Source organism: Citrobacter sp. Cpo100 (assembly GCF_030332595.1).
In the GTDB taxonomy this organism is placed as follows: Bacteria; Pseudomonadota; Gammaproteobacteria; order Enterobacterales; family Enterobacteriaceae; genus Citrobacter; species Citrobacter portucalensis.
Genome location: NZ_JAOWHM010000031.1, coordinates 1 through 16041, shown reverse-complemented (window position 1 = coordinate 16041; position 16041 = coordinate 1). Strand labels below are relative to the sequence as shown.

General features: G+C 54.2%; 11 protein-coding genes and 1 pseudogene. 9 read left to right on the top strand and 3 right to left on the bottom strand.

The genetic code is table 11. The features are described from left to right. Positions 1-10: 10 nt before the first annotated feature. From tap to bglB, 9 genes are all read left to right on the top strand, one after another. A complete protein-coding gene (tap, locus tag OGX96_RS06905; RefSeq protein ID WP_198802484.1) occupies positions 11-1612 on the top strand; it encodes a methyl-accepting chemotaxis protein IV in 1602 nt (533 codons plus the stop codon). 19 nt (positions 1613-1631) lie between these two features. Beyond that, positions 1632-2504 carry a protein-glutamate O-methyltransferase CheR gene (cheR, locus tag OGX96_RS06900; protein ID WP_032943796.1) on the top strand — a complete coding sequence of 291 codons (873 nt, stop codon included), beginning with the start codon at positions 1632-1634 and terminating at the stop codon, positions 2502-2504. Further along, positions 2501-3550: a protein-glutamate methylesterase/protein-glutamine glutaminase gene (locus tag OGX96_RS06895; RefSeq protein ID WP_003833872.1), complete on the top strand. Its 1050-nt coding sequence runs from the start codon at positions 2501-2503 to the stop codon at positions 3548-3550. Before cheR ends, OGX96_RS06895 begins: the two co-directional genes overlap by 4 nt. A gap of 17 nt (positions 3551-3567) precedes the next feature. Then, positions 3568-3957 carry a chemotaxis response regulator CheY gene (cheY, locus tag OGX96_RS06890; RefSeq protein ID WP_003034656.1) on the top strand — a complete coding sequence of 130 codons (390 nt, stop codon included), beginning with the start codon at positions 3568-3570 and terminating at the stop codon, positions 3955-3957. A gap of 10 nt (positions 3958-3967) precedes the next feature. Beyond that, positions 3968-4612, top strand: coding sequence for a protein phosphatase CheZ (gene cheZ, locus OGX96_RS06885; RefSeq protein ID WP_003034659.1), 645 nt, complete (start codon positions 3968-3970; stop codon positions 4610-4612). A gap of 158 nt (positions 4613-4770) precedes the next feature. Beyond that, the gene (gene flhB / locus OGX96_RS06880) at positions 4771-5922 is read left to right on the top strand and encodes a flagellar biosynthesis protein FlhB (RefSeq protein WP_003833866.1); all 1152 of its coding nucleotides are present in this window, start codon (positions 4771-4773) and stop codon (positions 5920-5922) included. Further along, entirely contained in the window at positions 5915-7993 is a 2079-nt protein-coding gene (gene flhA / locus OGX96_RS06875) for a flagellar biosynthesis protein FlhA (RefSeq protein ID WP_003833865.1), read from the top strand. Before flhB ends, flhA begins: the two co-directional genes overlap by 8 nt. Then, a complete protein-coding gene (gene flhE / locus OGX96_RS06870; RefSeq protein WP_125362616.1) occupies positions 7993-8385 on the top strand; it encodes a flagellar protein FlhE in 393 nt (130 codons plus the stop codon). The genes flhA and flhE overlap by 1 nt, the downstream gene beginning before the upstream one ends. 308 nt (positions 8386-8693) lie before the next feature. Continuing rightward, positions 8694-9833: a beta-galactosidase BglB gene (gene bglB / locus OGX96_RS06865; protein WP_032943794.1), complete on the top strand. Its 1140-nt coding sequence runs from the start codon at positions 8694-8696 to the stop codon at positions 9831-9833. Here the strand turns inward: bglB and mrdA2 are convergent. The 3 genes and pseudogenes from mrdA2 to OGX96_RS06850 form a co-directional block, all read right to left on the bottom strand. Beyond that, on the bottom strand, positions 9805-11742 hold the full coding sequence (gene mrdA2 / locus OGX96_RS06860; RefSeq protein WP_048216124.1) for a peptidoglycan DD-transpeptidase MrdA2: 1938 nt from the start codon (positions 11740-11742) through the stop codon (positions 9805-9807). The genes bglB and mrdA2 overlap by 29 nt on opposite strands. Positions 11743-11976: 234 nt before the next feature. Then, positions 11977-12255, bottom strand: a pseudogene (locus OGX96_RS06855) (RHS repeat-associated core domain-containing protein); the annotation flags it as partial. Positions 12256-12670: 415 nt separating this feature from the next. After that, a partial coding sequence (locus tag OGX96_RS06850; RefSeq protein ID WP_286582548.1) for an RHS repeat domain-containing protein occupies positions 12671-16041 on the bottom strand: 3371 nt, incomplete at its 5' end.

The window sequence follows — 16041 nt, the reverse complement described above, 5'->3', positions numbered from 1 at the left end:
GGGAGCGTTGATGTTTAATCGTATTCGAATTTCGACCACGCTGTTTTTGATTTTAATCCTCTGCGGTGTTTTGCAGATTGGCAGTAATGGCTTGTCCTTCTGGGCATTTCGGGACGGTTTTCAGAACCTGAATCAGGTCGAACGGAGTAATCAGCAACGCGCTGCGCTGGCCCAAACCCGCGCTGTGTTATTACAGGCCAGTACGGCCCTTAATAAGGCAGGGACGCTGACCGCCCTGAGCTATCCGCCAGAGGACATCAAAACGCTGATGGCCCTCGCGCGCGACAGCCTGGCGCAGTCTGAATTGATGTTTAAACGCTTTATGGCGACGTCGGATTCGACGGAGCAAGGGAAGGCGCTGTTTGGCGCAACGGAGAATAGTTTCAGCCAGTGGCACAGCGCTCTCGCGCATCAGGCCACCTGGCTTGAAAATAATCAGTTGTCAGATTTTCTGACCGCGCCGGTGCAGGCGGCTCAAGATGCTTTTGATGCGAATGTGAATGCGTGGCAGAGCAACATCGACAGCGTGTTGCAAACGGCGGGAGAGCAGAGTCAGCGCAATTACCACATGTCGGGGGTGATTTTCGCCACCATGGTGGTACTGGCGGCACTGCTCACCAGCGGTGCGCTGTTCTGGTCGCGCAAGATGATCGTTCAGCCGCTGGCGATTATTGGCAGCCATTTCGACAGTATTGCCGCGGGGAACCTGGCACGACCGGTAGCGGTTTATGGGCGCAATGAGATCTCGGCCATTTTTGCCAGCCTGCAGAAGATGCAAAAGGCGTTACGTGAAACGGTAAGTGACGTTCGTCAGGGCAGCTCAGCCATGCATAGCGGTATTTCAGAAATTGCGATGGGCAATAACGATTTATCTTCGCGAACCGAACAGCAAGCGGCCGCGCTGGCACAAACGGCGGCCAGCATGGAGCAACTGACCGCCACCGTCGGCCAGAACGCTGATAACGCACGCCAGGCGTCAGGAATTGCCAAAAGTGCGGCAGACACAGCGCATAAAGGTGGCGAGCAGACGTCCCGGGTCGCCAGCACTATGCATGAGATTTCTGCCAGCTCGCAGAAAATCGGCGACATCATCGGCGTGATTGACAGCATTGCCTTCCAGACCAATATCCTGGCGTTGAATGCCGCGGTAGAGGCCGCCAGGGCGGGGGAGCAAGGGCGTGGTTTTGCCGTCGTCGCTGGTGAGGTGCGCAATCTGGCAAGCCGTAGCGCACAGGCGGCGAAAGAAATTAAGGGACTGATTGAGGAATCTGTCACCCGGGTGCATCAGGGCTCGCAGTTGGTGGATATGGCGTCGCGCACTATGACGGAAATAGTCAGTTCGGTGACCCGGGTTAACGACATCATGGGCGAGATTGCCTCGGCATCCGATGAACAGCGCAGAGGCATTGAGCAGGTGGCGCAGGCCGTCAGCCAGATGGACTCCGTGACGCAGCAAAACGCCGGTCTGGTGGAAGAAGCCGCATCCGCCGCCGGACAACTTGCGACGCAGGCCGATCATCTTTCTGCTTGTGTCGCATTTTTTAAACTTGAAGAGCAAACCGTAGCAAAACAAGAGTTGGCGCAGCCTCAGGTTGCGCCCGTTGTATCCTGAATGTGATTGAGAAGGCGCTATGACATCATCTCTGCCCTCCGGGCAAACGTCATTATTGTTACAGATGACACAGCGCCTCGCGCTGTCTGACGCGCATTTTCGTCGGATATGTCAATTAATCTACCAGCGTGCGGGGATCGTACTGGCCGACCATAAGCGGGACATGGTTTATAACCGCCTGGTTCGTCGTCTGCGTACCCTGGGGCTGGATGACTTTGGTCGCTATCTCAGCATGCTGGAAGCTAACCAGAACAGTGCTGAGTGGCAGGCTTTTATTAACTCCCTGACTACCAACCTGACCGCGTTTTTTCGCGAAGGGCATCATTTTCCGGTGCTGTCAGATCACGCTCGTCGGCGCAGCGGTGAATACCGCGTCTGGAGCGCGGCGGCGTCAACCGGAGAAGAACCCTACAGCATTGCGATTACGCTTGCCGATACCTTAGGTATGGCACCGGGCCGCTGGCGCGTTTTTGCCAGCGACATTGATACCGAAGTACTGGAAAAGGCCAGAAACGGCATTTACCGCCTCGATGAGCTAAAGACGCTGTCACCCCAGCAGTTGCAGCGTTATTTCATGCGCGGCACCGGGCCGCATGAAGGACTGGTACGCGTTAGGCAGGAACTGGCAGGTCATGTTGAATTTTCCAGCGTGAACTTACTGGATAAGCAGTACAACGTGCCTGGCCCTTTTGATGCCATATTTTGTCGTAACGTGATGATCTATTTCGATAAAACGACACAACAGGACATTTTGCACCGTTTTGTTCCACTTCTTAAACCTGACGGGCTGCTGTTTGCAGGTCATTCAGAAAACTTTAGCAACCTTGTGCGCGAGTTTAGCCTGCGTGGACAGACCGTGTATGCGCATGCGCCAGGTAAGGATAAAGCATGAGTAAAATCAGGGTGTTGTCGGTAGATGATTCTGCATTGATGCGTCAAATCATGACCGAAATTATTAACAGCCACAGTGATATGGAAATGGTGGCGACGGCGCCGGATCCGTTGGTCGCCCGGGATTTAATCAAAAAATACAATCCCGACGTCCTGACGCTGGACGTGGAAATGCCGCGCATGGACGGCCTCGACTTCCTGGAGAAGTTGATGCGCCTGCGTCCAATGCCTGTGGTGATGGTTTCTTCACTGACCGGCAAAGGTTCAGAGGTCACGCTGCGGGCCTTGGAACTGGGGGCGATTGATTTTGTCACCAAACCGCAACTGGGGATCCGCGAAGGGATGCTGGCGTATAGCGAGATGATTGCTGAAAAGATCCGCACCGCATCGCGCGCAAAACTGGCGGCCCATAAGCCCATGGCGGCACCGACGACCTTGAAAGCAGGGCCGTTACTCAGTTCGGAAAAGCTGCTGGTGATTGGGGCGTCAACCGGAGGAACAGAGGCAATTCGCCATGTACTCCAGCCATTGCCGCTTTCAAGCCCCGGTATTCTTATTACCCAGCATATGCCGCCAGGGTTTACCCGTTCGTTCGCCGAACGTCTGAACAAACTGTGCCAGATAACCGTGAAAGAGGCAGAAGACGGAGAGCGCGTACTCCCGGGGCATGCGTATATCGCGCCGGGCGACAAGCATATGGAACTGGCGCGCAGCGGCGCGAACTATCAAATCAAAATTCATGACGGTCCGCCGGTTAATCGGCATCGGCCCTCAGTGGATGTGCTGTTCCATTCGGTGGCGAAACATGCGGGGCGCAATGCCGTCGGGGTGATCCTGACCGGTATGGGCAACGATGGCGCAGCCGGAATGTTAGCGATGAATCAGGCGGGAGCCTGGACCATTGCGCAAAACGAAGCAAGTTGTGTGGTGTTCGGCATGCCGCGCGAGGCCATCAATATGGGTGGCGTAAGCGAAGTGGTCGATCTTAGCCAGGTGAGCCAGCAAATGCTGGTGAAAATTAGTGCCGGACAGGCAATACGTATTTGAATCAGGAGTTTATTTTTATGGCGGATAAAGAGCTTAAGTTTTTGGTTGTGGATGACTTTTCCACCATGCGTCGCATCGTGCGTAACCTGCTTAAAGAGCTGGGATTCAACAATGTTGAAGAGGCTGAAGACGGCGTGGATGCGCTGAACAAGCTGCAGGCTGGGGGATTCGGTTTTGTTATTTCTGACTGGAACATGCCGAACATGGATGGACTGGAACTGCTGAAAACCATCCGTGCCGATGGCGGGATGGCTTCTCTGCCGGTGCTGATGGTCACGGCAGAAGCGAAAAAAGAGAACATCATTGCGGCAGCACAGGCAGGTGCCAGTGGCTATGTCGTGAAACCGTTCACGGCGGCGACGCTGGAAGAAAAACTGAATAAAATCTTTGAGAAACTGGGCATGTGAGGGTGTGATGATGATGCAACCACAAATTAAACCTGCTGACGAACACTCTGCAGGGGACATCATCGCGCGCATCGGCAGTTTGACCCGAATGCTGCGCGACAGCCTGCGTGAACTGGGGCTGGATCAGGCCATTGCCGAAGCGGCAGAAGCGATTCCTGATGCCCGCGATCGTCTCGATTATGTTGTGCAGATGACCGCGCAGGCGGCGGAGCGTGCGCTAAACAGCGTAGAAGCTTCGCAGCCGCATCAGGACGCGATGGAAAAAGGGGCCAAAGACCTGACTAAACGCTGGGATGAATGGTTCGAAAATCCGATCGAACTGTCCGATGCTCGTGAACTGGTCACCGATACCCGTCAGTTCCTTGGTGATGTGCCTGGACATACCAGCTTTACCAATGCCCAACTGCTGGACATCATGATGGCGCAGGATTTCCAGGATCTCACCGGTCAGGTCATCAAGCGCATGATGGATGTTATCCAGGAGATTGAACGTCAGTTGCTGATGGTTCTGTTGGAAAACATTCCGGAACAGGGCGCACGTCCAAAACGTGAAAACGAAAGCTTGCTTAACGGCCCGCAGGTTGACGCCTCGAAAGCCGGCGTAGTAGCAAGTCAGGATCAGGTTGACGACCTGCTGGATAGCCTCGGGTTCTGATGCGTATTTGCCGGATGTGAGGCGTGGGCCTCTCATCCGGCTTACGCGCAATTCTGCTTAAAGCCATAAATCCCGTCTTTTTTACCGCTTACTCTTCCCATTGCTGGATAGCTGTTCTGGCATCATTCTCGCCTATATCTCTATCCAGGGTCTGATGCGTGGCAGAAGAAAGCGACGACGACAAAACAGAAGCCCCCACACCCCACCGACTTGAAAAAGCGCGGGAAGAAGGGCAGATCCCCCGATCCAAAGAGCTAACCTCACTGCTTATTTTGCTGGTGGGTGTGTGCATTATCTGGATTGGTGGGGAGTCGCTTGCCCGCAGGCTGGCTGGCATGCTGTCGGCCGGATTACGTTTTGACCATAGCATGGTTAACGACCCGAATCTGATCCTCAGCCAAATCATCCTGCTGATTAAAGACGCGATGATTGCGCTGTTGCCGTTGATTACCGGCGTCGTTCTGGTGGCTTTAATCTCCCCGGTGATGCTTGGCGGCTTGATTTTCAGCGGTAAATCCCTGCAACCCAAATTCTCTAAGCTGAATCCGTTGCCGGGCATTAAGCGCATGTTTTCCGCGCAAACCGGCGCAGAACTGCTCAAAGCGATACTGAAGTCCACGTTGGTGGGAAGCGTGGCCGGATTTTATCTCTGGCATAACTGGCCAGCGATGATGCGTCTGATGGCGGAGTCACCGATTACGGCGATGGGCAACGCCCTGGATTTAGTCGGTATGTGTGCACTTCTGGTGGTACTTGGCGTCATTCCGATGGTGGGGTTCGACGTCTTTTTCCAGATCTATAGCCATGTGAAAAAGCTACGTATGTCGCGTCAGGATATCCGCGATGAATTTAAGCAAAGCGAAGGTGACCCGCACGTTAAAGGCAAAATACGTCAAATGCAGCGCGCGGCCGCTCAGCGTCGCATGATGGCGGATGTGCCGAAAGCAGACGTTATTGTCACTAACCCTACGCACTACTCAGTGGCGTTGAAGTATGACGAGAACAAAATGAGTGCGCCGAAAGTTGTTGCGAAAGGGGCCGGGCTGGTTGCGTTGCGCATTCGTGAAATTGGCGCAGAGCACCGTGTCCCGACATTAGAAGCGCCGCCACTGGCGCGTGCGCTCTATCGCCATGCTGAAATTGGTCAGCAAATACCGGGGCAATTATACGCCGCCGTTGCCGAAGTACTGGCATGGGTATGGCAGCTAAAACGCTGGCGTCTGGCTGGCGGCAAACGTCCACCACAACCTGAAAACCTTCCGGTGCCAGAAGCACTGGATTTCATGAACGAGAAGAATACTGATGGCTAATCTGGTCGCGATGCTGCGTCTGCCCAGCAACCTGAAATCCACGCAATGGCAAATCCTTGCCGGACCGATCCTCATCCTGCTGATTCTGTCGATGATGGTGCTGCCGCTGCCGGCTTTCGTCCTCGATTTGCTGTTCACATTTAACATTGCGCTGTCGATCATGGTGCTGCTGGTGGCGATGTTCACCCAGCGTACACTGGAGTTTGCCGCATTCCCGACGATTTTGCTGTTTACCACATTATTACGTCTGGCGCTGAACGTCGCGTCTACCCGTATCATTTTGATGGAAGGACACACTGGCGCGGCGGCGGCGGGGAAGGTGGTTGAAGCCTTTGGTCACTTCCTGGTGGGCGGTAACTTTGCGATCGGCATCGTGGTCTTCGTGATTCTCGTCATCATTAACTTTATGGTAATCACCAAAGGTGCAGGGCGTATCGCCGAGGTTGGCGCGCGCTTCGTTCTGGATGGTATGCCCGGCAAGCAGATGGCGATTGATGCAGATTTAAATGCCGGTCTGATTGGCGAAGATGAAGCTAAAAAACGACGCTCGGAAGTGACCCAGGAAGCGGATTTTTACGGCTCAATGGACGGTGCGAGTAAATTCGTCCGTGGAGATGCCATCGCTGGTATTTTGATCATGGTAATCAACGTGGTCGGCGGTCTGTTAGTTGGGGTGTTGCAGCATGGTATGAGCATGGGCAGCGCTGCGGAAAGTTATACCCTGCTGACCATCGGTGACGGGCTGGTGGCACAAATTCCTGCGCTGGTTATCTCTACCGCGGCGGGTGTTATCGTGACCCGCGTGAGTACCGACCAGGACGTAGGCGAACAGATGGTGACCCAACTGTTCAGCAACCCCAGCGTCATGTTGCTCAGTGCGGCGGTACTTGGACTTTTGGGTCTGGTTCCGGGCATGCCGAACCTGGTGTTTCTGATGTTTACTGCCGCATTGTTGGCTCTGGCATGGTGGATGCGCGGTCGTGAGCAAAAAGCGCCGGATGAACCGCAGCCGGTGAAAATGCCGGAAAACAACTCCGTGGTGGAAGCCACATGGAACGACGTGCAACTGGAAGATTCGCTGGGCATGGAGGTTGGTTACCGCCTGATCCCAATGGTGGACTTTCAACAGGATGGCGAGTTGCTGGGGCGAATTCGCAGTATTCGTAAGAAATTTGCCCAGGATATGGGCTTCCTGCCGCCGGTGGTACACATTCGAGACAATATGGATCTGCAGCCAGCCCGCTATCGAATTTTGATGAAAGGGGTAGAAATTGGCAGCGGTGACGCCTATCCGGGACGCTGGCTGGCTATTAACCCGGGTACTGCCGCCGGGTCGCTGCCGGGTGAGAAAACGGTCGATCCGGCGTTCGGACTGGACGCTATCTGGATTGAAAGCGCATTGAAGGAACAGGCGCAGATTCAGGGCTTTACGGTGGTTGAAGCCAGTACTGTTGTCGCTACGCATCTAAACCACCTGATTGGGCAGTTCGCCGCTGAGCTGTTTGGCCGTCAGGAGGCGCAACAGCTACTGGATCGTGTGTCGCAGGAGATGCCGAAGCTGACGGAAGATCTGGTGCCGGGTGTTGTGACGCTCACCACGCTGCATAAAGTGCTGCAGAACTTGCTGGATGAGAAAGTACCGATTCGCGATATGCGCACCATTCTTGAAACGCTGGCGGAACATGCGCCGCTGCAAAACGATCCGCACGAGCTTACCGCGGTCGTCCGTGTTGCGTTAGGACGTGCCATCACTCAGCAGTGGTTCCCGGGTAATGAAGAGGTTCAGGTTATCGGTCTTGATACTCCACTCGAGCGTTTGCTGCTGCAAGCGCTGCAGGGCGGAGGCGGCCTGGAGCCTGGGCTGGCAGACCGACTGCTGGCCCAGACTCAGGAAGCGCTGTCCCGACAGGAAATGTTGGGCGCGCCGCCGGTCTTGCTGGTTAATCACGCGTTACGTCCGTTACTGGCGCGGTTTTTACGCCGCAGCATCCCGCAGTTGGTGGTGTTATCGAACATGGAGCTTTCCGATAACCGCCATATCCGCATGACGGCGACCATTGGAGGTAAATAATGCGAAAGTTACTGTGGTTGTTGTTTTTTCCTCTGATGGCGCAGGCTGCCGGAGAAGGAGCCTGGCAGGCAAGCGGAATGGGGATCACCTTAAATCACCGTGGCCAGTCAGCCTCGTCTGATCCTTTGGTTCCCAGCCAGCCGGTCTCAGGCTTGATGACGCTGGTGGCCTGGCGCTATGAGCTGAATGGCCCCACGCCCGCAGGTTTGCGGGTGCGTTTATGTTCTCAGTCCCGTTGTGTCGAGCTGGACGGGCAAAGTGGGACCACCAACGGGTTCAATAACGTTCCGGCCATTGAACCGATGCATTTTGTCTGGGAGGTCCCCGGCGGTGGTCGCCTGATCCCCGCGTTACGCATTCAGAGCAATCAGGTGATCGTGAACTACCGTTAACACCCTCCGTCATTCAGACCAGCAGTTGAAACTGCTGGTTGTTTCAACATTCCAGTCTCTCATTCAATTAAATAGAAACGCCGTTTTATAAAATAAGTGACGTACGTTGCCGGACTCTTTGCATTCTTGCCATTTCACGAATCCTTCTGGCAGAAATAGAAAGGTTTCACTTTCTGTTAGCTTTTACTGTGACCCTATAAGGATGCCCATTGTCAAAGCGAGGATTGCGGGGCCTCCCAAATAAAGCTGCTGCGCCGTAACAGGGGCAGGTCACAGCATTGAATCCGACATTGACAGAGGTTTAGTAAATGATTGTTTACCCGGTTAAACATAGCCCGTTATTGCGCCAGCCAGAACATTTTATTGCCAGGGATGAATTAAAAACGCTGATCAAAAAGGTGACGCATAACCTGGTCAATATTCATGACGAAACCGGTGAGTTCTTACTGCGTCTGGACGATGGACGCGTAATTGATACTAAAGGCTGGGCGGGATGGGAGTGGACACACGGCGTCGGCCTGTACGGGATGTATCAGTACTATCTGCAAACCGGCGATGAAACGATGCGCGATATCATCGATAGCTGGTTTGCCGATCGCTTTGCTGAAGGTGCAACCACTAAAAACGTGAACACCATGGCGCCATTTTTAACGTTGGCGTATCGCTATGAAGAGACGCGTAATCCAGCGTATCTGCCGTGGCTCGACAGCTGGGCTGAGTGGGCAATGCATGAGATGCCGCGTACCGAATTTGGTGGTATGCAACACATCACGCTGGCGGAAGAAAACCATCAACAGATGTGGGATGACACGCTGATGATGACGGTTTTACCGCTGGCGAAGATTGGCAAGCTACTCAATCGCCCGGACTACATCGAAGAGGCAACGTATCAGTTCCTGCTGCACGTGCAAAACCTGATGGATAAAGAAACGGGGCTGTGGTTCCACGGCTGGAGCTATGAAGGAAATCATAACTTTGCTAATGCCCGCTGGGCGCGTGGCAACAGTTGGTTAACTATCGTGATCCCGGACTTCCTCGAATTACTTGATTTCCCGGAAAGCAATGCTGTTCACCGCTATCTGGTACAGGTCCTGAACGCGCAAATCGCGGCGCTGGCGAAATGCCAGGATGAAAGTGGGTTGTGGCATACCTTGCTGGACGACCCGCAGTCGTATCTGGAAGCATCGGCAACTGCCGGATTTGCCTATGGGATCCTCAAAGCAGTACGTAAACGCTATGTTGGGCAAGAGTATGCGCCGGTAGCCGAAAAAGCCATTCGCGGCATTGTGCAGCATATTTCACCGGAAGGTGAACTGCTGCACACCTCGTTTGGTACCGGGATGGGACACAATCTTGATTTCTACCGCAACATCCCTCGGACCTCCATGCCTTACGGACAGGCGATGGCGATGCTGTGCCTTACCGAATACTTGCGAAAGTATTTTTGATATCGGTATTCGATGGCGATACCGCTATCGGACCTGATTGTTCAGTCGTCACTGTTTGTACCGTGTTGTCCTGCGGGGCAAACAGATGATCCATGATCTGACGCATAACCGGCGCGGCGGTGACACCATCGCTGCCGCCGTTTTCCAGAATTAACGCCACCGCGACCTTCGGGTTCTTATAGGGTGCAAATGCGGTATAGAACACGTGGTCGCGCAAGCGGACAGGGATCATCTTCGCATTGTAGGTCTGATTTTCTTTCAGGCTAAAGACCTGCGAGGTGCCGCTTTTTGCCGCAATGCCGTATGGCGCGGTGTGAAAGAACTTATAACCTGTACCATTTGGTTCATTCGCCATGCCGAACATCGCCTGACGCACCAGTCCCCAGTAGGGCGATGAGGCCGAGGCGATTTGTGATGGTGCTTCTGGAGCCTGATACGGCGTGATGGTTTTGCCGCTCTCTTCATCGAGCAGCAGGTGAGGGACGATAACCTTGCCGTTGTTAATCAGTGCGACCATGGCTTTTACCATCTGAATAGGTGTGGCAATCCAGTAGCCCTGACCGATGCCAACTGAAATAGTGTCCCCCTGATACCAGGCTTTTTTGTGCACTTTTTGCTTCCATTCGCGGCTCGGAAGCAGGCCGTTATACTCCTCATCAAGATCGATGCCGGTCGGTTTACCATAACCAAACTGGCTGAGCATGCTGTTAATCCGGTCGATCCCCATCATATACGCCACCTGATAGAAGAACGTATCGGCAGACTCTTCTATCGCTTTGGTGACATCCAGCATACCGTGGCCCGTTTTTTTCCAGTCACGGTAATGTCGCTCGGTGCCGGGTAGCGTCCAGGTAGGGGCACCGAAGAAACTGGTCTGCGGAGTGATTACCCCGTTCAGTAATGCCGACATCGCCATATACGGTTTGACCGTTGAAGCGGGAGGGTACAATCCCTGCGTGACGCGGTTGATTAATGGCAGGTCTTTATCCTGGAGTAGCTTGTTATAGTCCTGATAGCTGATGCCTTTGACAAACGGATTAGGGTCATAGCTGGGGTTTGAGACCATCGCCAGTACGGAACCGTCGTGTGGATCTTCAACCAAAACGGCGGCACGCTGGCCAGCCAACAGGCTCTCAATGTATTGCTGTAAATGTAAATCCAGCGTCAGATGGATATCTTTTCCGGCAACGGGCGGCACATCTTTGATCAGGCGTACGATGCGTCCGTGGTTATCTACTTCCACCTCCTGATAACCGGTTTTTCCATGCAGTTCGTTTTCGTAATAGCGCTCAATACCTTGCTTACCGATGTTGTGATCGGCGGCGTAGTTCTCCGCCAGACCCTTTTGATCCAGTGCTTTCAGGTCGTTGTCATTGATTTTTGAAACATAACCCAGGACATGCGCCAGCGCCGCGCCATAGGGATACTGGCGGTCTTCGTAACTATTGATGTTGACGCCGCTAAAATGAAACTGGTTTACCGAAAAACGGGCGATTTCGACATCGGTTAGCGCATTTTTTAGCACCACAGGACGATAGCGGCTGCTGGCTTTCAGCTCATGGCGAAACTGGTCTATGTCATCAGGTGTGAGGTCAACGATCGGCGTGAGCTGCTGGAGTAACGCATTCATATCGCTGATTTTATACGGCGTAACGGAAATATCGTACCAGGTAACGTTGCGCACCAGCGGGATGCCGTTGCGATCGTAAATCATGCCACGCGTTGGGGCGACGGGCAGCATTTTGATGTCGTTTGCATTCGACCGGGTGGTGTAATACTGGTGCTGGCAGATTTGTAAGTTATACAGATTGTAAATCAGGATGCCAAAACAGATGACTACCAGGCCAAAGGCCACCAATACACGCCGCTGGAAGAGCTTTTCTTCCGCCTCAAAATCTCTGAATGTCATTGACCCGTACCCGATTAATTCGCCGCCTAATGATACGGAGGCTTAGACGGGATGACAGGCAAAAGATGTTCCATATCTCTAGGGAAATGTGTCATTCCTTGTGGGTTGTTACAATTGTAGATAAGTAATCATCTGTAAAGCCCATTACGAAGGATTGTAGTTGGAGATGATTTTTTCGTCTAAACCATATTTTCCTTAATTCTTAATAGGATTTAGCGGGTATGAACATAGGTTCTATCCGCCCTCCAGTCCAATCGGATCTTGGGTGATATACCGTCCCTGTCCCGGATTGTAGTACCGGTGACGGTTGTAGTGTAGTCCGGATTCGTCGTCATACTGCAGTCCCGGCAGACGGATGAGCTGCGTCAGATTGTGTGGATTATTCTCACGCAGCACATTACTCCAAGCATCATATTCTGCCGACCAGTCCACTTTCCCCTTCGCGTTGACCAACGCCAGCGATAGGCCCCGGTGGTCGCAGTGGTATAGATGAACTTTCCTATCCTGTAGGTACTCCTCCAGTTGTCCCGCTAGGTGCTAATACGGGGCATGTCCATTTAACTAAAATCATCCTCACGGAGGTGACTGTATTCGTACTGCTATACCCTAACGTCATTGGTTATTAACAGAAGCATTTCAATCCAAGAAAAACAATACAGAGTAATGAAATTTAAAATCCCTGGTACGAATAATCTCAGTATCAATCCACCAGTTTTATTTGTTAAAAAAAATAGTGCGTAATATAAGAAAATTAATAAGGGCGGATTTAGAAATAAGACAGTATCATTTTTTATAGTAAACGTTAAGTGAATAATTAAATCAGATATTACATCATTTTTTTGCGAGCGAAATGGATGGTAAAGTAGCAATGCAGCCTGAATTGATAATATAAAAATATCAACGATAAAAATTCTTACCAGAAAACGGCTCATTGTTTCGCACTTTCTATGTTGTTGTATTCATCCAGAACATCGCTTACAAAGTCTTGACAGTTATTTACTATAAAACCATAGTTATCATTTTCATATTGTTTACTTCCTTTCGGAAATAATAAGTTATCTGGTTCATTTTTGACTATATCGACTGCTTTTTTCATTATTTCATCGTTATATTTTTCTTTGTTACAGGTATAATCATTAGTTTTAGGTTCACTAAATACCCCACTATCACCACCATAGCCGATATTAGTACCATCATCAAAGAATATGTGTGCATGGAAAATACCAAGGTCGAGACCTGTCATGCCATTTGTCCTGAAACCTCGCGAACCTTTAAGGGGTCTTGTACAAATTTGAGCCAAGCCTAGTGGATCTATAAATTGAATTGGATTAAAAGAATACTGATATAAATGCCACCCCCCCATCAGCCCTATCGGGTCCTGGGTGATATACCGGCCCAGTCCCGGATTGTAGTACCGGTGGCGGTTGTAGTGCAGTCCGGATTCGTCGTCATACTGCTGGCCCGGCAGGCGGATAAGCTGTTGCAGATTATGTGGATTATCTTCCCGCAGCACGTTGCCCCATTCGTCATATTCCGCGCGCCAGCTGATGGCGCCGTCCTGGCGTATCAGCGCCAGCGGCAGGCCCCGGTGGTCGCAGTGGTACAGATGAAGCGTCCTTTCCGGGACCGGCAGCGGCTCCATCTGCGCCGCCATCTGTTCCGGCGTCAGGCCGCACCCGGCCAGCCACTGCCGGTTTTCGTCGCTGATAACCCCGGCACGCAGCTCTCCTTCCAGGCGGTCCAGCATCTGTACCAGCGCCGGCGGGAACATCACGCCAGCGCCATCCTCGCTGCCTTCCTGCCGGAGTTTCTCCGCCAGCGTCCGGTGACGGCGCAGGACATCCAGCGCCTCCGTGGCGGTCTCCACCCGGATGAGCGGCGTGAAGCTGCCGGGTTCGTAAATCGTCTGGACGCGGGTCTGCGCCGTCTGCGTGGTGGTCAGCCGGTCGCCGTCCCAGCCGTACCAGGTGGTGTACGGCCTGTGCGACAGCGCCATCTGGTCATGGTCCGGATGCTCACGCTCCCGTTGCCACACCTGCTTTCCGATACGCCGGCCCAGCGGGTCGTAGAGATACCGTCCTTCCGCCTGTTTTTTGCCGTACTGTGTGCGGAGGTAGTGCACCAGCCGGTGCTGGTTATCGTAGCTGTAGCGGTGCGTGCGTTCATCGTACATGCGGATGGCCCCGTCCGGGATACGGTCCGTCTTCTCCGTCAGCCTGCCGTAACGGTCATAGCGGTACAGGTACTGTGCATCCTCCGTGATGCGGTTATCCGCCCATACTTTTCTGCTGCTGTCCGGATAAAATTCCGGGTCCGGCAGACGATTGCCCGCCGGGTCGGTGGCGTAAGGGAGGCGGATATCCAGACCGTCCGCAGTCATGCGCACGCCGGTGAGCCTGCCGGTCTGGCTGTAGTCGTATTCCCGGGTCTGGCGCGGGGTGCTGATGCGGGTCAGATGCCCGGTCCCGTTATACCCGTAGTCGCGGTTCAGAAGCGGACTGTTCAGGTGCCGGCTCAGCAGCTGTCCGGCCGCGCTGTAGCCGGTGGTGAGCGTATATTCGCCGAAACGGCGCAGCGTCTCCCGGTGCAGGCGGTCGCGGGTGAAGTCGATGAGTGGGGTGCTGCCGAGTTTCATTCCAGCCAGATAACCGGAGCCGTAAGTCAGCCACTCCACAGCAGGCAGTTTGTCTGATGTCATGCGGTGTGCCAGGCCTGCGTCGCTGTAGCCGTGCTGTGTCTCATGATGCCAGAGCGGTTCGTTCGTTTCCGGGTGATGCACCACCTGTTGTTCGCGAATGAGGCGGCCTTTCTCATCATAGCCGTAGTGCACGGCGACCCGGTGGCCTTCACTGAGGTGGCTGATTTCCGCCAGCCAGCCGCGTTCGTTGTACTGCCACTGTTCCGCCGGTTCGCCGTTCACCGTGCGGTGTGTCAGGCGGTCAGATTCATCGTAATGCCACCGCGTGACCAGGCTTTCGTCCTCGCTGCGGATAAGCTGTCCGCCGGTGTTGTAGCCATAGCGCTGCGTACGGCCGTCAAAGCCGGTCTGCTGCGTCAGACGGTCGAGAAGGTCATACGTGAAGCTGGTGTGGCTGCCGTTCTCATTGGTCAGCTGTGTCACGCGTCCGGCGGCATCGTATGTTATCTGCCGCGTCAGGCCGCCTTCGGTTATACCGACCGGTCTGCCAGACGTGTCATACTGCGTTTCCGTGCGGCTGCTGTCCGGGGCAATCACTGTCGTCAGGTCTCCTGCGTCACTGTATTCATAGCGGGTCTCGCGGCCTGCCGCATCTCTCTGGCTGACAAGCCGGCCCCGGGTATCGTAAGCGCGATACTGGCTGAGACCGTCTTCCTGATGAATGGCCGTGACCTGCCCGAAACGGTCATAGTCATAGCGGGTCTCATACCCGGAGCAGTCGGAGACGCTCAGCAGTTGCCCGTGGCGGCTCCATGTCATCTGCTTTTTGCTGCCGGTGGCATCTTCACTGGTGCAGGGGGATTCACTGTGCGGGTCAGCATACACATAGCGGGTGGTGTTTCCCTGGCGGGAAGTCTGCGCCGTCAGGCGGCCATGCTCATCATATTCGCGCTTCTCCCGTAAGCCGTCCGGGTGGATGATACCGGTCAGCTGACGCCCGCCATTGTAATAAAACGCCGTCTTCCGGCCGTCAGGGGAGATAATTTCAGTGACGTTACCGGACGCGATACTGTACCGGTATTCGGTTTTCCGGCCTGCCGCATCGGTCTGTGCGGTGAGCCAGCCCACGGGGTTGTATTCACTGCAGGTCACGCTGCCGTCGGCGTATTCCTTTTTCACCACCCGCTTCAGGCCACCTTCACCGGCGGTGTGCAGCACTTCCCGGCGGTGCAGGCTGTCGGTGATGGTGACGGCGTTTTTCCCGTATTCATAGCGGTAGCTTAAGCCTGCCGGATTATGCTGCTCCACCACCCGGCCTGCTGCATCGTAGCGGTAGGTGGTCTGCGGGCGTCCGGGGTACTGGTGTGCCACCATCCTGCCCGGGGTGTCCGCGGCATAATCAAAGCGGCGCACCTGCACTCCGCCCCGGTCATACACCGCCGCCAGCTCCCCGCGCGGGGAATAGTCATAGCGCACCAGCGGGGATGCCGGCAGATTGTCCGGGTATTCCGGGTCGTGCGTCAGCCAGACGGCACCGAGGCGGACCCCGTCATCCTGGCCGTAGCGGGTGACGGGCAGTGTGTTCATCTGCTTCAGCACCAGCCGGAAGCGACGGCCTGCGCCGTCCGTCACCCCGGTGATATGGCCGCTGAACGGCCCGG

Coding starts and splice junctions, on each gene's coding strand:
- tap (WP_198802484.1), top strand. CDS start 11: ATGTTTAATCGTATTCGAATTTCGACCACGCTGTTTTTGATTTTAATC.
- cheR (WP_032943796.1), top strand. CDS start 1,632: ATGACATCATCTCTGCCCTCCGGGCAAACGTCATTATTGTTACAGATG.
- OGX96_RS06895 (WP_003833872.1), top strand. CDS start 2,501: ATGAGTAAAATCAGGGTGTTGTCGGTAGATGATTCTGCATTGATGCGT.
- cheY (WP_003034656.1), top strand. CDS start 3,568: ATGGCGGATAAAGAGCTTAAGTTTTTGGTTGTGGATGACTTTTCCACC.
- cheZ (WP_003034659.1), top strand. CDS start 3,968: ATGATGCAACCACAAATTAAACCTGCTGACGAACACTCTGCAGGGGAC.
- flhA (WP_003833865.1), top strand. CDS start 5,915: ATGGCTAATCTGGTCGCGATGCTGCGTCTGCCCAGCAACCTGAAATCC.
- flhE (WP_125362616.1), top strand. CDS start 7,993: ATGCGAAAGTTACTGTGGTTGTTGTTTTTTCCTCTGATGGCGCAGGCT.
- bglB (WP_032943794.1), top strand. CDS start 8,694: ATGATTGTTTACCCGGTTAAACATAGCCCGTTATTGCGCCAGCCAGAA.
- mrdA2 (WP_048216124.1), bottom strand. CDS start 11,742: ATGACATTCAGAGATTTTGAGGCGGAAGAAAAGCTCTTCCAGCGGCGT.